The organism is Nocardia sp. NBC_01730, assembly GCF_035920445.1.
GTDB lineage: Bacteria > Actinomycetota > Actinomycetes > Mycobacteriales > Mycobacteriaceae > Nocardia.
The window spans coordinates 8,314,632-8,335,827 of record NZ_CP109162.1 but is presented as its reverse complement, the minus strand read 5'-3'; the positions used below and the strand labels follow the sequence as shown (position 1 = coordinate 8,335,827).

Below are 21,196 nucleotides of genomic sequence, written 5' to 3'. Positions count from 1 at the left end.
GTCACATCCCGCGCATCCACCCGTGGATATCGGCGAAGGTGCCGCGCTGGATGCCGGTGAGCGTGTCGCGCAGGGCCATGGTGACCTCGCCGGGCTCGCCGCCGCCGATCGTGAACTCGCTCTCGCCCGAACGGACCCAGCCGACCGGCGTGATCACCGCGGCGGTACCGCAGGCGAAAACCTCGGTGAGCTCACCGGATTCGGCGCCCTTGCGCCACTCCTCCACCGAGATCTTGCGCTGCTCGACGGGGAAGCCGGAATCGGCGGCAAGGGTCAGCAGCGAGTCCCGCGTGATGCCCGGCAGCAAGGAACCGGACAGCTCCGGGGTCACCAGCCGTGCCTCGGAGCCGGAACCGAAGACGAAGAACAGGTTGTTGGTGCCCATCTCCTCGACGTAGCGGCGCTCGCACGCGTCCAGCCACACGACCTGATCACATCCCTGCGCCGACGCCTCGGCCTGGGCGAGCAAAGAAGCCGCGTAGTTGCCCGCGACCTTGGCCTCGCCGGTGCCACCAGGCGCCGCCCGCACGTACTCGGTGGACAGCCAGACCCGCACCGGCTTCACGCCGCGCGGGAAGTACGCACCCGCCGGGGAACCCAGCAGCAGGTATTTGTACGCCGAGGCGGGCTTCACACCCAACCCGGCCTCGGTCGCGAACATGAACGGCCGAAGGTACAGCGATTCCTCGCCGCCTGCCGCGGGCACCCAGTCCCGGTCCACGTCGAGCAGTTGGCGCACCGACTCGATGAACAGCTCCTCCGGCAGCTCTGCCATCGCCATGCGGCGGGCCGACTTGCGGAAACGCGTGGCGTTCGCGTCGATACGGAAGCAAGAGACGCTGCCATCGCTCTGGCGGTAGGCCTTCAGGCCCTCGAAGACTGCCTGGCCGTAGTGGAACACCATCGTCGCCGGGTCCAGGGCCAGCGGGCCGTACGGCTCCACACGCGCGTTGGTCCACGCACCGTCGGCGTAATCGATCGACACCATATGGTCGGTGAAGAACCGTCCGAACCCGGGCGCCGTCAGTACCTCTTGTCGCCGCTGCGCCGGAACGGGCGCGGGATGCGGGACACGGGTGAACTGTGCGGCAATGGTCATGCCGATGATCCTATCCGGGAGCGATTTCCCGGTTACGCCCGTGGTCCGACCCATAGCCGACCGCCTCCCGCGCACTACACGGCACTGCCCGCGGCTATTTGGTGTTCGTCTGCACGAATGGTGGGCGGATGATCTTGCAGCGCAACCGGCGCCCGCGCACGTCTACCTCGACCTCGGCTCCGGGCTCGAGGTCCGCCTCGGTATCGAGCAAAGCCAGCGCGATACCGACTTTCAGCGTCGGCGAGAACGTGCCGGAGGTGGTTTCACCGACCGACTTGCCGTCGCGGAGCACGGTCTGTCCCTGGCGGAGTACGCCACGATCAAGGGCTTCGAGTCCCAGCAGGAGTCGGCGCGGTCCGGCCGACTTCTCCTGCTCGAGTGCCGCTTTGCCCCAGAACTCCGGCTTCTTCCAGCCGACCGCCCAACCACAGCGCGCCTGCACCGGCGAAATCTCCAGCGACAGTTCGTGCCCGTGCAGCGGGTAACCCATTTCGGTGCGCAGCGTGTCACGGGCACCCAGGCCGGCGACCTGGCCGTCGGCCGCGCGCACCTGCTCGACCAGGGCGCGGAACAGCGGTTCCGCGTCGTCCCAGCCGGGCAGTAGTTCGTAGCCGTGCTCGCCGGTGTAGCCGGTGCGGCACACCCGGACCGGGCGGCCGTCCCATTCGGCGTCGGCGTAAGCCATGTACTCGAGCTCGGTGGGCAAGCCGAGTGCGGTCAGCACCTCGGTGGAGCGGGCGCCCTGTACCGCGAACACGGCGTAGTCACGGTGCTCGTCCGTCACAGTGACACCCTCGGGCGCGACCTTCCGCAGCTCCGCGACGACCACCGCGGTGTTGGCGGCGTTCGGCACGAGAAAGATCTCCTCGTCGCTCACGTAGTAGGCGATCAGGTCGTCGATCACTCCCCCGTCCGGCGCGCAGCACAGCGTGTACTGCGCCTGGCCGGGCCCGATCCGGCCGAGATCGTTGGTAAGCGCGGAGTTCACGAACGCCGCCGCTCCCGACCCACGCACCGTCGCCTTTCCGAGGTGGCTGACGTCGAACAACCCGACAGTGGCGCGAACCGCCTGGTGCTCGGCCACCGTCCCCACGTAGGACACGGGCATCTCCCACCCACCGAAGGGCGCGAACGTCGCACCCAACTCGACATGCACGGCGTGAATAGGTCCTCGCAGCAGATCGGTCACCCGCCGAGCTTATCGGGGACCACGCGGCCGTCGTCCTGGTCCTCGCCGGACCAGGCCCGCACACCGGCCTGCCCAGCGCCGGCCCTTGGGCAAACGCATCGAGATACGCCGCTGCATCGAAGAACAGCAATCCCCGAGGCGCGCAAGGCTCGAATCCTCAGCTGTGTCGCACCGACCCTCGAAGCTGGTCGCGAACTGTCGCAGCGATTTGCCGCCCAACGGGCGAGCCTAGGGACGGAACCACATGGGGATGAGTGTCGGGCCATTTTCCGGAAGTGTGTGGGTTGCTCCGGTCCGGGTGAAACCGGAGCGCGTGTACAGGCGGGCGGATCGTTCGGTGCTCGCTTCGAGGAAGACCGGGATGCCCGTTTCGGAGACGGCTCGCAGCCGGTGCGTGAGGATTGCGGCACCTGCGCCTTTGCCACGATGCTCCGGCATCGTGACGATCACTTGCAGGTATTGGTGCGGGAAGTCACGTGGGTGTTCGCGGGCGAGCAGTTCGGTCACGAACGCCGCGCGGCGCAGCGGGCGCACAGCGGGCGTCTTCTCGGCCAGTGTCCGCGCCTCGACGGCCTCCGCGGCGAACCGCTCCACCGAGGTGACGTGTTGCCAGATCGACACGGACCACATGTCCTCATCCGCCCCCGCGACCCAGATCTCGTCGTCCCGCAGTGCGCGGTCGACCAGTCCCGGCACGAACGCGGTGCGGAAGCCCGCGTCGGGCTGCCCCTCCAGCACCCACGCCGTCACCACTTCGTCCACGCTGGCCGTGCAGAACGCCTCGATGAGCACGTCGCGGTCCCGAGCACTCGCCTGCCGAGCGGTGAGCTGCATCCGCCAACCCTTTCGATGTGAACAGCGTGTGTGATTGTCAATCTAGGGATGCCACAACCATTTTGCTAGCATTTCGTCACACCTGTTCGTGTGTCGAAATAGGAGCGTCCGATGACGTGCGAGATGTGCCGGAACGAGCTCGCCCAACCCCCACGCGGCCGCAAACGCAAGTACTGCTCCCGGTCCTGCCGAGCGCGCGCCTACCGCGCCCGCCGCGACCACGCACCATCCACTCGCCGCACTACGCGGCCGACGCGGCTCACCAGAGTCGCCATCGCACGCGCCGCCATCGACCTGGCCGACCGCGACGGCATCGACGGCCTGACCATGCGCCGCCTGGCCAGCGTGCTCGGCGTCGCGACGGCCGGCCTCTACCGCCACTTCCCCGACCGGGAAGCATTGCTGGCGAGCATGGCCGAGCTGGTACTCGACGAAATCCCACCGCCTCCGCCCCGCTGCTCCGGCTGGCGCCCGCGGCTGCGGCACGAGGCAGGCGAGGAGTGGCGCCTCTACCGCAGGCACCCGTGGATGTTGCCCCTCTTGGCCCGTACCCGCCCGCCCCTCGGCCCCGCGTTGCTGGACATCCTCGAACGCAACTTCGCCGCCCTCGACCACCCCGACCTGACCAGGCAGACCGCGTTCGCGATCTACCTGTCGCTATCGGGCCTGGTCCAGGGTCTCGCGCTGCTGTGGAGTTCCGAGGGCACCGACCGCCTCGGCAATCCGCAATCCCTCGCGGAATCCGCCACGCCGCGTCACGATCTGACCGAGCTGCTCGACCCGGCGACCCGCCCGGTCCTGCACCGTTTCTTCACCGCCGACCCGGCTGGCCTCGAGCTGGACTTCGATGACCTCCTCGACACCGGCGTGGAACTCCTGCTGGACGGCGTCGCGATGCGGCACCTGGAACCGACCGAATAGCCTGTGCCCATGACCGCTGTTGCAGATCGCTCGCTCGGACCGGAACTGGCACGCACCGAGACCATCGGCGCGGACACCGATGTGCTCGTCATCGGGTTGACGTCGTCGGAGGACGGTCCCGCCATCGTGCCCGAGGACCTGTTCGGCGACGTGCTCGCCGCCGAGGTGCGCGCGGAGCTGCTCGACCAGCTCGGCGCGGTCGGCGCGAAGGGCAAGGCCGAAGAGCTGACCCGGGTTCCGGCCCCGGCCGGGCTGGACGGGGTGTCCAGCGTCCTCGCCGTGGGGCTCGGCGCCGCCGACAAGGCCGACGCGGAGCAGATCCGCCGCTCGGCAGGGGTGGCCGCCCGCGCACTGTCGGGTACCGAACTGGTGGCGACCACGCTGTCGGGCCTGGATCTCGGCGCCGCTGTAGAGGGCTTCTACCTGGGCGCCTACTCGTTCACGCCGTTCAGGTCGGACAAGTCCGCGCCCAAGCCGGACGAACGCCCCGCGGCCCGCGTCGAGTTCCTCGTGCCCGAGCCGGGATTCGGCGAGGAGGTGTTCTTCCGCGCTCAGCTGACGGCCGAGGCCGTCGCCACCGCGCGCGATTTCGTGAACACACCGCCCAGCCACCTGTTCCCCGCCGAGTTCGCTTCCCGAGCGGAGAAACTCGCCGAAGCCGCGGGTCTCACCGTCGAGGTGCTCGACGAAAAAGCACTGGAAGCACGCGGTTACGGCGGCGTACTCGGCGTCGGCAAGGGCTCTTCGCGCCCGCCGCGTCTGATCCGGATCAGCTACGTGGGCGGGCCCAAGAAGGTCGCGCTGGTCGGTAAGGGCATTACCTTCGACACCGGCGGCATCTCCATCAAGCCCGCGGCGAACATGGAGAACATGACCTCGGACATGGCCGGTGCGGCCGCCGTGATCGCCACCACGCTGCTCGCCGCGCGCCTGAGCCTGCCGATCACCGTCACCGCGACGGTTCCGATGGCCGAGAACATGCCCTCGGCCACCGCGCAGCGCCCCGGGGACGTGCTCACCCAGTACGGCGGCACCACCGTCGAGGTGCTCAACACCGACGCCGAGGGCCGCCTGATCCTGGCCGACGCGATCGTCCGCGCGAGCGAGGACGACCCCGACTACCTCATCGACGTGGCCACGCTGACCGGCGCGCAGATGGTCGCGCTCGGCACCCGCACCCCCGGCGTGATGGGCACCGACGAGTTCCGCGACCGGGTCGCCCGCATCTCCCGCGACGTCGGCGAGAACGGGTGGGCCATGCCGCTTCCCAGCGAGCTGCGCGCCGATCTGAACTCCAAGATCGCCGACCTGGCCAATGTCGCGCCACACCGCTGGGGCGGCATGCTCTCGGCAGGCTTGTTCCTCAAAGAGTTCGTCCCGGAGAGCGTGCAGTGGGCCCACCTCGACGTCGCGGGCCCGGCCTACAACACCGGCGGCCCGTTCGGCTACATCGGCAAGGGCGGCACCGGTGTGCCGGTCCGCACCCTCATCACGGTGATCGAGGACATCGCCGCCGAGTGAGCGCCAGGGGCGTCGTCTCTCGGACGACGCCCCTACATTTCGCGCAATTCCTCTTCCAACGCCCGCTGCCGCTGCACGCGCTTGCGGGCGTCGTAGTCGCGCATCCGCTGCGGATATCCGGTCTTACGCACGTCATAGACGGGGATTCGCAAATCTCCAGCAAGCCGCCGGGCCCCGCGTTCGCCGACGATCCGGCGCGTCCATTCACCATCAGCGGCAATAAGAACGACTGTGACATCAGTCACCGTGGTCTTCGGCTCGATGTAGCCTTCGACTCCCACGTGGGTGCGCACCCACGCGGCCAGGTAGCGAGCGTCCTCGCCGCTGACCGAATCCGCACGTCGAGCGCCACCAGCACGCGCCGCGCGGCCTCGGAAACGATCCAGCAAACCCAACGACGCCGACCTCCTTTCCAGCATCGGAGAATGTTCACCGCCGGTCATCCCATAGTGCCAGCTCCGTACAGTTGGCTGCCCTCTGCTTCGCAGCTCGCGGACGAATGCAAGGATGGACCGCGGTACAAGAACCACACAGATCTCCGGTGCCACCACAATGATCGGTGGCTGTCGGACGCACGACGCGACCCGCGACGGGCGTCCGCAGTGAGATCAGCTGTTGTAGAACCCGTCGAGCAGTCAGAGGAGTCAACGGACATGGCCTTCTCCGTCCAGATGCCCGCTCTTGGTGAGAGCGTCACCGAGGGAACGGTGACCAGGTGGCTGAAGCAGGAAGGAGACACGGTCGAGGTCGACGAGCCGCTGCTCGAGGTCTCCACCGACAAGGTCGACACCGAAATCCCGTCCCCCACGGCGGGCGTGCTGTCGAAGATCGTCGCCCAGGAAGACGACGTGGTCGAGGTCGGCGGTGAACTCGGCGTCATCAGCGAGCCTGGTGAGGCGGCTTCGTCCGCGCCCGCGCCCGCTCCGGAGGCCGCGGCCCCCGCCCCCGTGCAGGAGGCGCCCGCCCCGGAACCCCAGCCCGCGCCTGCCGCGCAGGAGCCGGCCCCCGCCGCCCAGGCCGCACCCGCGTCGTCCGGTGATGGCACCCCGGTCAAGATGCCGGAACTCGGCGAGTCGGTCACCGAGGGCACCGTCACCCGCTGGCTGAAGGCAGTCGGTGATGAAATCGCCGTCGACGAGCCGCTGCTCGAGGTTTCGACCGACAAGGTCGACACCGAGATCCCGTCCCCCGTCGCGGGCACGCTGCTGGAGATCACCGCGCAGGAAGACGATGTCATTCCGGTCGGTGCTCAGCTCGGTGTGATCGGCAGTGGTTCTCCCGCGGCCGCCGCCCCGGCTCCCGCGCCTGCCCCGGCACCAGCCGCCGCTCCGGCTCCCGCGCCTGCCCCGGCACCAGCCGCCGCTCCGGCTCCCGCGCCTGCCCCGGCACCGGCTCCGGCCGCCGCCGCTCCGGCTCCGGCTCCCGCGCCTGCCCCGGCACCGGCACCCGCCGCCTCCGACAACGGCGCGACCCCGTACGTCACCCCGTTGGTCCGCAAGTTGGCCGAGGAGAACAACGTCGATCTGGCCACGGTCACCGGCTCCGGTGTCGGCGGCCGCATCCGCAAGCAGGACGTGCTCGCCGCCGCGGAAGCCAAGAAAGCACCGGCACCAGCACCGGCCGCGCCCGCCCCGGCCGCCGCCAAGGCGCCGTCGGCCCCCGCAGCGGCGCGCCCGCAGCTGGCCCACCTGCGCGGCACCGTGCAGAAGGCCAACCGCATTCGCCAGATCACCGCGACCAAGACCCGCGAGTCACTGCAGACCACCGCGCAGCTGACCCAGGTGCACGAGGCCGACGTCACCAAGGTCGCCGCGCTGCGTAGCCAGGCCAAGACGTCGTTCAAGAACCGCGAGGGCGTCAACCTGACGTTCCTGCCGTTCTTCGCCAAGGCCGTCGTCGAGGCGCTCGGCGTGCACCCGAACGTCAACGCCAGCTACGACGAGTCCAGCAAGGAGATCACCTACCACGCCTCGGTGCACCTCGGCATCGCCGTCGACACCGACCAGGGCCTGCTGTCCCCGGTGATCCACAACGCGAGCGACCTGTCGCTGGCGGGCTTGGCGCGCGCCATCGCCGATATCGCAAACCGCGCACGCAACGGCGGACTCAAGCCCGACGAGCTGGCTGGTGGCACCTTCACCATCACCAACATCGGCAGCCAGGGCGCGCTGTTCGACACCCCGATCCTGGTTCCGCCGCAGGCGGCCATGCTCGGCACGGGTGCGATCGTCAAGCGTCCGGTCGTCGTGACCGACGAGACCGGCAACGAGTCCATCGGCGTCCGCTCGATGTGCTACCTGCCGCTCACCTACGACCACCGCCTGATCGACGGCGCCGACGCTGGTCGCTTCCTGACCACGATCCGGCACCGGCTCGAGGAAGCGGCGTTCGAGGCCGACCTCGGCCTGTAAAGAAGCTCCGGCACGTATGAAGGTCGTGATCGCCGGCTCGTCCGGGCTGATCGGGACAGCGCTCGTCGCGGCTCTGCGCCGCGACGGGCACGACGTCACCCGACTGGTGCGCAGAAAGGCCGCGGGCCCGGACGAATTCGCCTGGGACCCGGCCAGCGCCGACCTGAACGAGCGCGCGCTTCGCGGCGCCGACGCGGTGGTCAACCTGTGTGGCGCGAGCGTGGGAAGTCGCCGCTGGACCGGCAGTTTCAAACAAGAACTGCGCGACAGCAGGATCACCCCCACCGACGTACTGGCGAACGCGGTCGTCGCCGTCGGCGTTCCGGTGCTGTTGAACGCCAGCGGCGTGCACTACTACGGCGGTGACACCGGCGACCGCGTTGTCGACGAAACCTCCTCCGTCGGGTCAGGTTTCCTCGCCACCCTGTGCCGGGACTGGGAAGCCGCCACCGAGCCCGCGACCAGTGCAGGCGTGCGCACGGTCCTGCTGCGCAGCGCAGGCGTGCTCTCGCACACCGGCGGCCTGCTCAGCATGCTGCAACCGCTGTACTCACTCGGCCTCGGCGGACGGCTCGGCAGCGGTCGCCAGTACACGCCGTGGATCTCGATGGCCGATGAGATCGGCGCGATCGTCTTCGCGCTCGGCAACGACACGATGTCCGGGCCGGTCAACGTGGTCGGCCCCGCACCGGTCACCAACGCCGAGTTCAACCGCGCGCTCGGGCGGGCCGTGCACCGGCCCACTCCCTTCGCGGTGCCCGCGTTCGTGCTGCGGACGCTGATCGGCGAATTCGCGCAAGAGGCAATCCTGCACGGCCCGAGAGCGATTCCCATGGCACTCGAGGAGGCGGGCTATCCGTTCCAGCATCCCACCATCGGCGCCGCACTCGCGGCCGCGGTGGGACGACCCGGAGGCGCCCGATGACCGACCGACTCGACACCAGGCTCGCCACCGTCATCCGCGATGCGAACCCCACCGACCTGCCCGCGATCCTCACCATCCACAACGCGAACATCGCCGCCTCCACCGCGATCTGGGACACCGAGCAGGTCGGGCTGGACGAGCGTGCCACCTGGTTCCGTGTTCGCACCGGGGCGGGGCTGCCCGTGCTGGTCGCCGAGATCGACGGCGAGCTGGCGGGTTACGCGAGCTATGGCCCGTGGCGCACCAAGTCGGGGTACCGCTTCACCGTGGAGAACTCGGTATACGTCGACGGGCGGTTCCACCGCCGCGGCATCGCCAGCGCCCTGCTCACCGAGCTCGTCGAGCGGGCGCGGCGCGGCGGGACCGTGCACGCCATGATCGCCGCGATCGAATCGAGCAATACCGGGTCGATCTTGTTGCACGAGCGCTTCGGATTCCGCACTGTCGGTGTGCTGCCGGAGGTCGGGCACAAGTTCGGGCGGTGGATGGATTTGACGCTCATGCAGCTGATGTTGCCGGTCGACGTCGACTGAGCCGCTGTCGCTCGTCCCTCTTGATGCGATCACGATGAGGGGGCGGTGCACCGCTCGCCGCTCATCACACAGGCGCTGTGCACGCCATGGTAGGGCGATCGAATCGAACAATCCCCGGTCGATCCTGTTGCATGGGCGCTTCGGATTTCCGCTCGAGGTTGTAAGCCTGGGCGGTGGACGGATTCGACGCTCATGCCGTTGACGTTGCCGGTCCGCGTCGACCGAGCTGTCCGGCACTCCTCGACACGATCGCGACAGAATGACGCGCACCGCTCGTCTACAGCACGCTCTTCGTCATCCCGACGCGACCGCGATGAAGATGCCGCCGCGCCCCCTCGTGGCAGCACCGTCGCTGAGTTCATATTGTTCATGGCGCCGAGCGGGTGACCAACCTCCGAATCAGCCCAGCTCTTCCCCGGCAAACCCGATCACCTTGTGGCGGTTCCCACATCGAGGTGCTGGAATCGGACATCGTCCTGGGCGTACCGTCATGGCTGTGAACGACACGCGCACCACCTGGTCCGCCCGATTCGATTCGACCCCGATCGTGGTCGAGGATCTCGGACTCATCGACTACCACGCCGCCTGGGACCTGCAGCGCACCATCGCCGCGGAGCGCGCCGAGGGCAACGGATCCGATCATCTGCTGCTCCTCGAACACCCCTCGGTGTACACCGCGGGTCGCCGTACCGAGGCCGAGGATTTGCCGATCGACGGCAGCCCTGTCGTCGAGGTGGACCGCGGCGGCAAGATCACCTGGCACGGCCCCGGCCAGCTCGTCGGCTACCCGATCGTGCGCCTGGCCGAGCCGGTCGACGTGGTGAACTACGTGCGCCGCCTCGAGGAGGCGCTGATCGCCGCCTGCACCGGCCTCGGCCTCACCTGCGGCCGGGTCGAGGGTCGCTCCGGCGTCTGGCTGCCCGCCACCGAGCTGTACGCCGAACGCAAGATCGCTTCCATCGGCGTCCGCGTGCAGCGCGGCGTCGCCCTGCACGGCTTCTCGTTCAACTGCAATTCGGCCATGGACGGCTTCCAGGCCATCATCCCGTGCGGCATCCGCGACGCGGGCGTCACCACGCTGACCCGCGAGCTCGGCCGCGAGGTGACCGTGGCGGAGATGAAGCCGTTGGTCACCGACGCGATCATCCGTGCCCTCGACGGCGAACTGCCGGTAACCGAGCACGATATCGCCCGCGTCACACCGGGGGAGACTGCCCCGCAGCCGCCGACCGCGACGGCGTAAGGTCGCTGAAGTGACCTCAGTCGACACCCCGACACCTCACAGCGGAGCCGCAGCCGAACCTGCTGCGACACTCCCTGGGCCCTCCGCGGCTACGCAAGCTACCACCTCCGGGCCCGAAGCTCGTGCCGCAAACGGCCGCAAACTTCTGCGCATCGAAGCCCGCAACGCGGAGACCCCGATCGAGCGCAAGCCCAAGTGGATTCGCACCCGTGCCACCATGGGCCCCGAGTACTCCGAACTCAAGGGCCTGGTGAAGCGTGAGGGCCTGCACACCGTCTGCGAAGAAGCAGGCTGCCCCAACATCTTCGAATGCTGGGAAGACCGCGAGGCCACCTTCCTCATCGGCGGCGAACAGTGCACTCGCCGCTGCGACTTCTGTCAGATCGACACCGGCAAGCCAGCCGCGCTCGATCGCGACGAGCCCCGCCGAGTCGCCGAGAGCGTCCAGGCCATGGGCCTGCGCTACTCCACCATCACCGGCGTCGCCCGCGACGATCTGGAAGACGGCGGCGCCTGGCTCTACGCCGAAACCGTCCGCGCCATCAAGGCTTTGAACCCGAACACAGGTGTCGAACTCCTCATCCCGGACTTCAACGCCGACCCCGACCAGTTGGCCGAGGTGTTCTCCACGCGCCCAGAAGTGCTGGCCCACAACCTCGAAACCGTGCCCCGCATCTTCAAGCGCATCCGGCCCGCGTTCCGGTACGAGCGCTCTCTGGCGGTTCTGACCGCGGCCCGCGAGGCCGGGTTGGTGACCAAGTCCAACCTGATCCTCGGCATGGGCGAGACTCCGGAGGAAGTCACCCAGGCCATGCGCGACCTGCACGAAGCGGGCTGCGACATCCTCACCATCACCCAATACCTGCGGCCCTCCCCCCGCCACCATCCGGTCGACCGCTGGGTGAAGCCGGAGGAGTTCGTGGAGCACTCGAAGGTGGCTGAGGAGATCGGGTTCGCGGGGGTTATGGCCGGTCCACTGGTCCGCTCCTCCTACCGGGCGGGCCGGTTGTACGCCCAGGCAATGGCCCACCATGGCCGCGAAATCGCCCCAGAAATGTCGCATTTGGCGGAAGAGGGAACGGCGTCGCAAGAAGCCAGCTCTGTCCTCGCCCGTTTCGGCAGCTGACGCCGCCGAGTCGAGTGCCGCTGATCATCCTGTCGGCGATCTCCGGGCGGGGCGGTGATCAGTTGAGAATCTTCTGCACCGCAGTGAACGCCATAAGCCCGAAGAACCCGACGAGCACGGCGCTGAAGAGCCAAGTGAACCGCATCCAGTTCAACCCTGGCCATCGCGGCGGTTTCGGGCCGATCGCACCTGGCCACAAGCGCAGTGCAGGGGGGCGGTAGTAGACGGGTGTTCGGCGCCCGTCAGTTACCGGAACAACAGTGTCGGCGAATCCGATGTCGAACGACCAACCACTCATGAAGTTTCGGAAGAACCAGTGGGCCTTCCCCGTGCAGACCTCGACGTGGTGTAAGCCAGGAGGCGCGGGAACATGTGTCGCGCCCCAGGAGACGTCTGGCACTTCGATGCCGTCTACAAAGATTCGCGGCTTGGTTGTCGCGTACAAGTACACGGCCATCCACCATCGGAAGTACGAGGCGTCGACGATGATCCCTGTTTCCCCCGGCTCCGGGCGGTAGGCGTCCACCGGGTCGTTTGCGGTGCCGTGTTTCAGCAGAAAGCCGTGTTGGCCCATGGTATTCGGCGGCGGTGTCACATAGGAGGCGGCCGCTTCGTGCGGATGGGACGCCGACGATCCGTACGGATGCGGCCGGAAGGCGTTGCGCATCAGGCCACCAGGCGGCGCATAAGGCTGCGAGGGTGGCGCGCCGACGGCTGCCGGGCCCGGTTGCGGCGGCGCGAAAGGCATGCCTTCGGGCACCCCCGGATACTTTCCCGGCACATGCTGATTGTTCACGATCGGTTGTCCATTCGAGTATGTGAAGGCCCTGCGCGAAACACCGGCCACGCAGAGTCGTACGGCGAAGCACGCCCTACGCGGGCTGCTGTTGTTCCTCATGGCCGAGAAGGGCATAGATGACAGCGGCGACCGCCTGGCTGATCGTATGCACATCCTTGAAGGCCGCTATCATATCGGCGAGCAGCGTCGATATCCGCACGCCGTCTCGGGCGATTCTCGCCAGCACCGCGGAGATGACGTGCGGAGTGGCGGCAAGAGCTGTCACTGCCAGTTCGAGGGTGTACCCGATCAGCGCACCGGCGAGGCTGGTCAGGATGTCCTGCACCAGCTTGTGGAAAACCGCGACGATCTCCGATGCCGTCTTCATGGTGGCGCCGAGGCACGCGGCAACCCCACCCGCGGCGGAAATCTTGTCGGTCAATTCCGCTGCTCGATTACGGTAGGAGTCTCCCGCGCTGCCGGTCCACGTCGCTATGTCTTTCTCCAGCCCTGTTTTCCACGTACTGCTCATATCGGTCAGCGCTTTGGAGATTCTCATCCAGGTGTCGGAATATCCCTTGACCATCTGGCCGTTTCCGGCGAGTCCATCGAGCGTCTTCCGATAGTGCTCGACGTGCGTGAGCATCCAGCCGGCGATCTGATCTCCTACGAATCCGAACGGATCTCCGGGCGCATCCGACACGGTCGCACCGAGGGCGATACCACCGGTGATCGCTTTGAACGTATCGCCCTTCTGCAGATTCGAGTACACCTCCCAGATGTCACCGACGAGCGTGCCCTCCACAACCCCGGGGACTCCTGTCTCGGGGTTCTTGGCGAGGCCGACGCTCGACAGGAAGAAGACGTCCTCCTGGAAGTACTCCTCACGGTAGTCCGTGTGCTCGGCGATCAACGGGTTGTTCTTCGGCTTGGGCTTGTCGTCGAAACCGGGAGTGTTCTCGTTGAGCCAGTTACCGATCCCCGTGCTCACTTCGCACCTTTCTGTGCGTCGGCGATGGTCGCCAGCAGCTCGGTCAGCGACTTACCGAAGGAGCCGTCTTTGTCTTCGAATGTCGTTGCGACAGTGCGCAGTTTGTCGGGCAGCACGGCCACATCCTCGGCCAGCTTGCGGATGACGTCGATGGTGTTGCGGTGATTGTCGTCCAATACCCGCTTCACCAACGGGCGCGGTATCTCTCCGTAACCGTCGTCCGCGGCACCCAGGTAGGTGGCAGCCTCGAGCGACAAAGTCAAACTCTTCATGAGCTCTTGCACTTTCACGGCGTGCGCGCGCACCTCGTCGGGATCCACCGAGAACGCATCAGGATTGGTCATGATTACACCAGCCACGACTTCCGGTAGTACTCCTCGTCGGGGTCCGGCTCATCCGGAGTGACGATCTGATCGCGGTTGGGTTTACGGCTGCGCGCCGTCGGGGTCGACCCACCCGAAGGCGCCGCGGGCCCCTGCTGCGTCGAGGGATGGGCGGGCGGCACCGGCGGCGGAGCATACGAAGGCGGCGGCGCGGAATACTCCGGCGGCGCTGTCTCGGTCGGCTCGGGATCCGGAAACTGCTCGGCGAATCGCTCGATAATCGCCGCGCCTGCCGCATCATCGCCGCCCACCGTGTCCTGCACCATCTCGGTGACCTGCGCGCGCAGCTTCGCCTGGGCCCGCCGCAGACAGGCCATGATCTCGGCGGAGACCACCGCCGGATCCATTCCCCGCGTGCTCGCCGACAGATCGATGGCGGTGGGTACGCCATTGCCGTCAACGGTCACACTGACGCGCCCGCCGCTGCTCGACTCGGTGACCGCGAGCACCGTCATCCGTCTCTGCAACTCCTGAAACCGGTTTGCCTGACGCTCGAAATCAGCTGCCATCTGCGCGAAGTCCTCCACCGCGCGGCTCGGATCGAATCCCGCCATCAACACTCCTTCATTCGTGACTCTCCTAGACCAACCGAGCCGATGAGCACGCCGCTCCGCAGACCCAACCACGTCACCGATTGCAGTCATCGACCTACCCATCACTGACGCGGCAGCACCCCGATCGGTTCCACGAATGCGATATTCGCGCTCCCCGCAGGCGAAGAGCGCGATTGCAGAACGGATGCGAGCGCCACACACCTCCCTCGGGTCAGAGGGACTGGTGATGTCTAGCGGTGTCATCGACGGTGAAAACTGGGCAGCGCTCTGGCCACCGTTCACCGGCTCCACATCGGGTGCTGACGTAATCGACCGCACACCAATAGCGCAAGACCCGAGCCTGACGGACCGATTCGAAACGACCTGGCGACACCCTCCCCCGCTCGGCATGATCGCCGTATGGCAAGTTGGCGACTTCGATGGTGGTCGGCGACCAAGGTTCGGGTTTTCGGCCTGTGGCATCGGTGTCGATGTAAACCTTCGCGACCCGGGTCGGCGCGCCGCAGCGCATGCCGCAGCCCGGACGTTGGACACGATCGCCGACCCGACCCAACGCCCGGCCGATTTCGCGATCCGCTTGCGATCCGATCTCACGATAGATATCTGGCATGCCGCACTCGCCCACACATGCGACGGCGAGAAACTGACGCTGCCCGCCGCCGATCCGCGTGCTGCCAAGGGGTTGAAGTTCTCCGATGTTCTTCCCGAAAAGCTAGCTGCCGCAACAGTTTCGGTACGGTTGGCGGACCTGGCGGCTGCTCGGGCTGCGCTTCGCGAGAATGTACTGTTCCGCACCCCCAACGGCTGAATACTTCATGCGGTCACGCGATGTGATTACCAGAACTAACCGAAGAAAAGAACTCCATTTGCGGCGGTGCCGAGAACCGCACACCACACTCAGCGCGAAACAGTTCAGCTGCCATTGGCGCCCCCACTAGGAACCCGGTTCATGTAATACGAACGCTTCTCGTCGAGATAGCGTTGCCACCGCTGCTTGAGGCCGAGCATCCCAGGCAAGCTACCGACCGGTGGGGGCATGAACGTAACGAACTCGCCCACGTCTTCTGGGTAGCCGAAGTCCGCGAAGATCATGTCCACCACCTTGAACGGTTCGTCGAATTCGCTCTGATTCTCGTGAACCCATGCGAGTGCCAAATATGCCCACACTCGGTCATCGTGGTCGGCAAGCTTGTCCATCAGCGCGGGAAGGCGATACAGCTCGTCAGAAAGGAGCAGCGATATTTCCTCTATGACGCCCATCTTCGTGCTGGGAGGAACAACACTCGTCAGCGCTAATTCGACAACATCCTTCGACGTCAACCACTCGTTCTCATGGCCGAATCTGAGCTCACCCGGCGTTAATTTTGCCCACTCCGATACGAAAGAAGCCGGAATACTGAACTTCACCGAGGCACTCGAGTCGCTCATGGCTTGGTCGGAATTCCGTTGATCGTTCCGTTGCGGACGAACAATTGATGAACCACTTTACCTCCGTCGTCGATAATCCATTCGAATCGGCCCGGCGCGCCGTTTACCTCACCCGGCATCTGGACCAGTGTAACGGCCCTCCCATCACCACCGACGAGCTCAGTTACCGTACCTTTCTTGCCGATATCGTCGACGGGGAACGACGCCGAGCGGTGGAACACGTCCGGCTTGAGGCCCGAACCCGTGCGGTCCGCGTTCCTGATGATCTCCTGCGCCTCCTGCGGAGTCGGGAGCTTCGTCGGCGCACCGTCGCCGGGAGTTCTCTTCCGCCACTTCTGATAGATGTTCTTCCCGAGCTCGCAGAGCCGCTTCAGCTTCTCCCAAGCCTTCTTCGCACCTTGCCAGATAGTCGGCGGGATCCCTCTGGCGATATTCTTCGCCACTTTCCAAGCATCGATTGCTCGCTCGATGATCTTGTGAAATTTATCGATCGTTTTCGCCAGCTTGGCGGCGCCCACCGCACCGCCCAGACCGAAGCTCACCGCGGAGGCGACCGCGGCGAATATCGCATCGACCCCCAACTCGGTAGCAAATTGGATGATGATTCCCTCGAGCTGCTCACGAAGCTCTTCGGTGTGGCGCTTGTAGTCGGTGCACGATGTGGCCTGGTCGTTCGATGCGGCCTTCAGTTCTTCGACCGATCCGGATAACTCGTTCAAATCCTCGATGACAAATGGTATTTCATCGGAAATTATTCCGTCGAACATTCCGGCTAGGCCGCGCAGCTTGTCCGAGGCCGCGCCTATAGGTTCCCCGGACGCCAGGTAGCTCCAAATCTTGCGCGCATTCTCCAGCTTGTCCACGTCACCGTCGGGGACGGGAATCCCTACTTTGGAGGCAAGCCCGATTCCGCCGTCGATCAATCCGCCATGGGACGGTCCGCCCGCTGACGGCGGAGAGGAGGGCGTACACCCCGGCGATGTCGTTGGCAGGGCAGGCGCAGGCGGCGGCGCCCCAGGAGCGCCCGCCGCGTCGTGTTCGGCTATTGCATGGTTGTGCCCTGCTTGCCGCAACACTTCGGCGTAGTTTTCGGCCGCCCGGACGGCGGATTCCCAACCAGCCAGTACCGCAAGGGCACCTTCGTCATATGTCCTCGCCCATGCCTGAGCTGCGTCGAAGGTTCCCGCCATCCCATCGCAATGTTGCTTCAAAGATCCGACTGCGTTCGCGTATGCGCCATACAATTCCACCGCGGCCTCATGGCAACGACGCGCGGCCGAGTAGTAGACGTTCGGATCGACTGCGAGCGTCGTCATCGCCCCAGCATTCGCATGTTGGTTGTCACCGCACCGGTGTAGGTCTCATGCGCTCGCCGCGTGGCATCCTCCAGCGCCTGCAGCCCCTCCTGGACATCAGTCGCTCCAACTATCCACTCACGATGCGCATCCGTATAGGCGGCTGCGGCAGGCCCGGACCACGAGGTGCCCAATGCGCTTGCGCGACTGTCGAGTTCGCTCAGGTACCCGGCGACGAACTCTTTGAATCCGCGAACCCGAGCAGTCACATCCTCGAGGTGCTGGAGGTCGACGCTGAATTCGCGTGCTTCTTCGGCCGACATGTGTCCCTCACAGATCCAGCGAACTGATACCGGATGCCCGCGCGATATCAACGGTTCGATAGGTCTCAGCGGTGATACCGAGCTTCTCTGCGAGCTCGAACAACGCCTCCCATACGTCGACCGCGCCCCCATGCATCTCCTCCCAGCCCGCGAGGTAGGCATCGGCAGCGGCACCCTTCCACCCGCTCATCAATCCTTGCACCTCGACGTCCAGCGACGCAGATCCTGAACGCAATTCGGTCGCGACTTGATAGGCGAAGCGCCCGAACTCCTTGACGTGGTCCGGAATCACCGACAACGAGGCAGAATCACTCGAATCTACAGACACAATCTCCCCCAGTTCCTCTCATACGCTGCCTATGACGATAAGGCCAGCCACCTCACACGCGCAAAGTTGTCGTGACACACGCCGCCCGGCTGGTGCGAGGTTGCCACCGACCGCCGAGCACTGTCCATCGATGCCGGATTCCCGGGCATACCGACGACCGTTTCAGACTCGATGCCGTTCGCGCAGAGCCGCTTCCACCACTTCGCGATAGACCGGATCAGCTTCTACATTTCCCACGTCAGCTGCAGTTTCCCCACCAGGTTGGCCACCAACGCCGCCTCGGCGGCTGCGCCCGCGCTATGAGCACACTGCGTTCGACCTGGCACGCTCGACGCCCGGCCGGACCTGAAGGACATGGCCCCACCGAGTTCGAGCATCTGGTGCGAATATCTTCCAGGTGCCGAAGGCCTGACCACCCATCAGTCCAACGACGACGGTGTCGACACGGTGATCGCCGGCGACCACCGTAGATCGGCGGGCTCGCCGTCGTGCAGGCCAAGCAGTATCGCGGTGTCATCAGAGTGAGCAATGGTCGCGAGCTCGCCGGCAGGATGGCGAAGTAGAAGGCCAGCTGGGGCAGCCTTACCCGTCGCGATGCCGTCGCGTCGCTTTGCTGCACACGGCACTACATCCGTGTGGCACGCCTCCCCAAGAACTCCCGCACCTCCGGTACCGCGGCATGCGTACGAACCGAATTGGCAATTGCGTCAATTCGCTGATGCACGCGTGTGGATGCAAGGCTGGAGATGGTATCGAAGTTGTCGGCAAGTAGGGAGCACGCTTGGGCGATGTCACCGGCATTAACGAGGTTACGGGCAAGGTTGAGCTGCCACGCGGCACGCTCCCTGGGCCAAGCTGACGAACTGTCGATCGCGGCTTGGAAGTGGCCAGTCGCTGCATCATGCTCGCCCAACCACATCTGGGCTTTGCCGGTGATGCCGCTCAGTTCAGCCTCGGGCAGGTACACCCAGTCCGGATCATGGCCCCGAGTGGATTCGTAGGCACGGTGTGCTCGGCCGATCGCCGCCGTCATAGCGGCCTTGTCGCCACGTGCTGCCTGGGCTTCAGCTTCGCGGACCGCCATCAATGCGCGCAGTTTCGGGCCACCGTCACGAAGCGATGCCCGCGACGCGGCCTGCGCATATTGGACGGCCAAGGGATTGCCCGCCATGTCTTCCCAGGGACGGCGCACCATGAGGCAGCTGGCATTGCCCAAGGCGTGCGCTGCCGCGATCCCGTCACCAGCCGCATTGGCGGCGTTTGCCGCGTCCGCGTAATAACGGCGAGCATCGTCGAAACGGCCCGCGTCGAAGTGGACCCAACCCGCAGCGGTCATCATCTCGGCGCCTGCGCTAGTGAGCGCCCGTCCGATGTCGTCGGTGTAGACGCCGTGGTTGAGAAGCTGCTCGACGTAGCGGACTTGGTTGGCAGCCACCCGGCACAATCGGTCGCCACCGACCACCAAGTCCAGCTCGTGGATTTGGTTCACGCTCTCGTTGATGGCGCCGACATCGGCGGCACCGACCTTCACACTAGATCCCGATACGGCTCGACCTGGTGCGGTTGCCGCCATCATGGCCGCTCCCGCACTTCCGAGTGCCCCTGCTCTGAAGAAGTTGCGACGGTCCACATCTGCCTCCTGGTCCGACTCCACTACCAGTATGGCAAGCGGAACCTGAAGTGCACGAGCTACGAGCCGCAGGACGCGAACATCATGGGAGGCGGGGCCGCCGCGCTCCAGCCCCGAGACCGCGGGCTGAGAGAAGTTGAGGAGCGCGCCCAACTCGGTCTGGGTCATCCCGATGGATTTCCTGATCCGCCGGATGACTTCACCGGTCGTCATGTACATGCTTCAGCGCCCCCGACTGTTGGTCTATTTCCCCTGAGCATCCACCCGAAAACTACTGCGTCCGAAGAATATACGCCCCTTCGAATAGCCGGAACGAAAACCTGAATATATACGGCCACCTGACTGTTTGCGGAACCTACGGTCGCTCGAAGGTGCCCGGTACCGGGCCGACGCCGCAACCCCTCAACGGCGCACCGACCCGCCAGAGTGGCAGGCCGGTGGCGACAGCCCCCAGTACCGGGCACCGCCACCAACCGGTGCTCGAAACAGAGAGGCTCACATGCCCATGACTTCCCTCGCCGTATACCAACTCATCGCCCTGTGCGACGCGGCCGCCCACCATGCACCGACCCTGCCGTTCACCGTCGATCAAGCCCATGAGGTGATGCGGATCCATGTGGCCTGCCGCGCGAAACACTGCCCCCGCAAGGCGGCAGCACGGCAGGTGCTGATCGATAGCGGACGGATGGTGCCGAGCCCGAGCAAGCCGCACTGAGGCTCGATGTCCCGGGCCGAGCAATCGAACCCACACCGCCTCCGCCACATCCACATCGAATTCGGCGAACTGTGCTTGGACTACCAGGCGGGCGCCGAACAAGCCGAAAGCGTGGCCGACCAACTGGCCCGGCGCTTCCCGGAACTCACCGTGGGCATCGACGACAACGTCCACGACGACCTCCCGCCGTTGCCCTGCGCACGGCTCTGGGACCGGCCATCAGGCCGCACGCCATCCATCGAAACACGAACGGACACAACATCGATGCCACCTGAACCGCACCCCGACCCCACCGAACAACACCACACCGCCTGGCGCGCCCAACCGATCCATCACGGGAGTGCACAGGCCACCGATCCCACGCTCACCCGCTGCCTGCACTACCGGCACGTCTGCGGACTGCCGTGCTTCGTGCACACCGAAACCCGACGAATCACCATGCACGCCGGTGACATCGCCGCAGTAACCGTCCCCGAATGGCTCGGCAGAATGGTCCACGACGACCTCTCCAAGCAATACCTACTCGGACCCGTCATCGCACACGGCTCCCACCGCTGGACCATCCTTGCCCGACCCGATGACACCGGCACACTCGCCGCCGACACCGACATCTTCACCGCACTACTACGCGCAGCCGCAACGATCGTGCCCGACGGCGGCGAAATAGTCCTGCCCTCCCCCGGCGACGAGAACACCGGATACCGACGATGGGTCGTCGCCCCACGCGACACGTTCCGCCCACACATCAGCACCGTCGTGCAGTCGATCATCACCGGCGCCGGAAACCCGAAACCGGGCGACTACAACACAATTCGAGACACGGGCAATCCGCACCATCACCCGTAGCCCGGCGCAGACAACGAGTCGTCCAGGCACTCGACGCCGCCCGCAAAGGCGGCGCCGAGATCAACGTTTCGGCGATTGCGTGTGCCGGGCGCTTCTCTGGACTCGGCGGGGCTTGGCGAGCGT

Annotated in this window: 23 protein-coding genes; 10 read left to right on the top strand and 13 right to left on the bottom strand. The window is 66.1% G+C overall.

The genetic code is table 11. The features are described 5' to 3' along the window. Position 1 precedes the first annotated feature (1 nt). From OHB12_RS34390 to OHB12_RS34380, 3 genes are all read right to left on the bottom strand, one after another. Complete coding sequence (locus OHB12_RS34390; RefSeq protein ID WP_327114413.1) at positions 2 to 1,099, bottom strand: branched-chain amino acid aminotransferase; 1,098 nt, start codon at positions 1,097 to 1,099, stop codon at positions 2 to 4. Positions 1,100 to 1,193: 94 nt separating this feature from the next. Next, positions 1,194 to 2,288, bottom strand: a complete 1,095-nt coding sequence (gene gcvT / locus OHB12_RS34385) for a glycine cleavage system aminomethyltransferase GcvT (protein WP_327114411.1) — start codon at positions 2,286 to 2,288, stop codon at positions 1,194 to 1,196. 228 nt (positions 2,289 to 2,516) lie between these two features. Beyond that, complete coding sequence (locus OHB12_RS34380) at positions 2,517 to 3,122, bottom strand: GNAT family N-acetyltransferase (RefSeq protein ID WP_327114409.1); 606 nt, start codon at positions 3,120 to 3,122, stop codon at positions 2,517 to 2,519. Positions 3,123 to 3,233: 111 nt separating this feature from the next. Here OHB12_RS34380 and OHB12_RS34375 point away from each other — a divergent pair, with 111 nt between their 5' ends. Both OHB12_RS34375 and OHB12_RS34370 read left to right on the top strand, forming a co-directional pair. After that, the gene (locus OHB12_RS34375; protein ID WP_327114407.1) at positions 3,234 to 4,043 is read left to right on the top strand and encodes a TetR/AcrR family transcriptional regulator; all 810 of its coding nucleotides are present in this window, start codon (positions 3,234 to 3,236) and stop codon (positions 4,041 to 4,043) included. Positions 4,044 to 4,052: 9 nt separating this feature from the next. After that, positions 4,053 to 5,564: a leucyl aminopeptidase gene (locus OHB12_RS34370; RefSeq protein ID WP_327114405.1), complete on the top strand. Its 1,512-nt coding sequence runs from the start codon at positions 4,053 to 4,055 to the stop codon at positions 5,562 to 5,564. Positions 5,565 to 5,596: 32 nt separating this feature from the next. On the opposite strand, the gene OHB12_RS34365 is transcribed toward OHB12_RS34370, so the two are convergent. Further along, positions 5,597 to 5,959: an oxidoreductase gene (locus OHB12_RS34365; protein ID WP_327121729.1), complete on the bottom strand. Its 363-nt coding sequence runs from the start codon at positions 5,957 to 5,959 to the stop codon at positions 5,597 to 5,599. A gap of 258 nt (positions 5,960 to 6,217) precedes the next feature. Between OHB12_RS34365 and sucB the strand changes: the two genes are divergently transcribed. The 5 genes from sucB (at position 6,218) to lipA (ending at position 11,802) form a co-directional block, all read left to right on the top strand. Then, positions 6,218 to 7,975: a 2-oxoglutarate dehydrogenase, E2 component, dihydrolipoamide succinyltransferase gene (sucB, locus tag OHB12_RS34360; protein ID WP_327114403.1), complete on the top strand. Its 1,758-nt coding sequence runs from the start codon at positions 6,218 to 6,220 to the stop codon at positions 7,973 to 7,975. A 16-nt stretch (positions 7,976 to 7,991) separates the two neighbouring features. Next, positions 7,992 to 8,900: a TIGR01777 family oxidoreductase gene (locus tag OHB12_RS34355; RefSeq protein ID WP_327114401.1), complete on the top strand. Its 909-nt coding sequence runs from the start codon at positions 7,992 to 7,994 to the stop codon at positions 8,898 to 8,900. Continuing rightward, the gene (locus tag OHB12_RS34350) at positions 8,897 to 9,433 is read left to right on the top strand and encodes a GNAT family N-acetyltransferase (RefSeq protein WP_327114400.1); all 537 of its coding nucleotides are present in this window, start codon (positions 8,897 to 8,899) and stop codon (positions 9,431 to 9,433) included. Before OHB12_RS34355 ends, OHB12_RS34350 begins: the two co-directional genes overlap by 4 nt. Positions 9,434 to 9,923: 490 nt before the next feature. Further along, positions 9,924 to 10,676, top strand: coding sequence for a lipoyl(octanoyl) transferase LipB (lipB, locus tag OHB12_RS34345; RefSeq protein ID WP_327114399.1), 753 nt, complete (start codon positions 9,924 to 9,926; stop codon positions 10,674 to 10,676). 10 nt (positions 10,677 to 10,686) lie between these two features. Continuing rightward, the gene (lipA, locus tag OHB12_RS34340; protein ID WP_442799910.1) at positions 10,687 to 11,802 is read left to right on the top strand and encodes a lipoyl synthase; all 1,116 of its coding nucleotides are present in this window, start codon (positions 10,687 to 10,689) and stop codon (positions 11,800 to 11,802) included. Positions 11,803 to 11,860: 58 nt separating this feature from the next. On the opposite strand, the gene OHB12_RS34335 is transcribed toward lipA, so the two are convergent. From OHB12_RS34335 to OHB12_RS34320, 4 genes are all read right to left on the bottom strand, one after another. Then, on the bottom strand, positions 11,861 to 12,598 hold the full coding sequence (locus OHB12_RS34335; RefSeq protein ID WP_327114397.1) for a hypothetical protein: 738 nt from the start codon (positions 12,596 to 12,598) through the stop codon (positions 11,861 to 11,863). Positions 12,599 to 12,674: 76 nt separating this feature from the next. Then, on the bottom strand, positions 12,675 to 13,571 hold the full coding sequence (locus OHB12_RS34330; RefSeq protein ID WP_327114395.1) for a hypothetical protein: 897 nt from the start codon (positions 13,569 to 13,571) through the stop codon (positions 12,675 to 12,677). Beyond that, positions 13,568 to 13,915: a hypothetical protein gene (locus tag OHB12_RS34325; RefSeq protein WP_327114393.1), complete on the bottom strand. Its 348-nt coding sequence runs from the start codon at positions 13,913 to 13,915 to the stop codon at positions 13,568 to 13,570. The genes OHB12_RS34330 and OHB12_RS34325 overlap by 4 nt, the downstream gene beginning before the upstream one ends. A 2-nt stretch (positions 13,916 to 13,917) precedes the next feature. Further along, entirely contained in the window at positions 13,918 to 14,508 is a 591-nt protein-coding gene (locus OHB12_RS34320) for a YbaB/EbfC family nucleoid-associated protein (RefSeq protein WP_327114391.1), read from the bottom strand. A 526-nt stretch (positions 14,509 to 15,034) separates the two neighbouring features. On the opposite strand from OHB12_RS34320, the gene OHB12_RS34315 reads away from it, so the two are divergent. Next, positions 15,035 to 15,316, top strand: a complete 282-nt coding sequence (locus OHB12_RS34315; RefSeq protein WP_327114390.1) for a hypothetical protein — start codon at positions 15,035 to 15,037, stop codon at positions 15,314 to 15,316. A gap of 104 nt (positions 15,317 to 15,420) precedes the next feature. Here the strand turns inward: OHB12_RS34315 and OHB12_RS34310 are convergent, their stop codons facing one another. The 5 genes from OHB12_RS34310 to OHB12_RS34290 form a co-directional block, all read right to left on the bottom strand. Beyond that, the gene (locus OHB12_RS34310; protein ID WP_327114389.1) at positions 15,421 to 15,915 is read right to left on the bottom strand and encodes a DUF2247 family protein; all 495 of its coding nucleotides are present in this window, start codon (positions 15,913 to 15,915) and stop codon (positions 15,421 to 15,423) included. A gap of 17 nt (positions 15,916 to 15,932) precedes the next feature. Next, on the bottom strand, positions 15,933 to 17,252 hold the full coding sequence (locus tag OHB12_RS34305) for a hypothetical protein (RefSeq protein ID WP_327114388.1): 1,320 nt from the start codon (positions 17,250 to 17,252) through the stop codon (positions 15,933 to 15,935). Further along, complete coding sequence (locus OHB12_RS34300) at positions 17,249 to 17,554, bottom strand: WXG100 family type VII secretion target (RefSeq protein WP_327114387.1); 306 nt, start codon at positions 17,552 to 17,554, stop codon at positions 17,249 to 17,251. The genes OHB12_RS34305 and OHB12_RS34300 overlap by 4 nt, the downstream gene beginning before the upstream one ends. 7 nt (positions 17,555 to 17,561) lie before the next feature. Continuing rightward, positions 17,562 to 17,882, bottom strand: coding sequence for a WXG100 family type VII secretion target (locus OHB12_RS34295; RefSeq protein WP_327114386.1), 321 nt, complete (start codon positions 17,880 to 17,882; stop codon positions 17,562 to 17,564). Positions 17,883 to 18,507: 625 nt separating this feature from the next. Continuing rightward, positions 18,508 to 19,725 carry a helix-turn-helix domain-containing protein gene (locus OHB12_RS34290; protein WP_327114385.1) on the bottom strand — a complete coding sequence of 406 codons (1,218 nt, stop codon included), beginning with the start codon at positions 19,723 to 19,725 and terminating at the stop codon, positions 18,508 to 18,510. Between the two features lie 286 nt (positions 19,726 to 20,011). Between OHB12_RS34290 and OHB12_RS34285 the strand changes: the two genes are divergently transcribed. Both OHB12_RS34285 and OHB12_RS34280 read left to right on the top strand, forming a co-directional pair. Further along, the gene (locus tag OHB12_RS34285; protein ID WP_327114384.1) at positions 20,012 to 20,227 is read left to right on the top strand and encodes a hypothetical protein; all 216 of its coding nucleotides are present in this window, start codon (positions 20,012 to 20,014) and stop codon (positions 20,225 to 20,227) included. A gap of 6 nt (positions 20,228 to 20,233) precedes the next feature. Then, positions 20,234 to 21,073 (top strand): hypothetical protein, encoded by an 840-nt coding sequence (locus OHB12_RS34280; protein WP_327114383.1) that lies wholly within the window; start codon positions 20,234 to 20,236, stop codon positions 21,071 to 21,073. Positions 21,074 to 21,196: the final 123 nt, after the last annotated feature.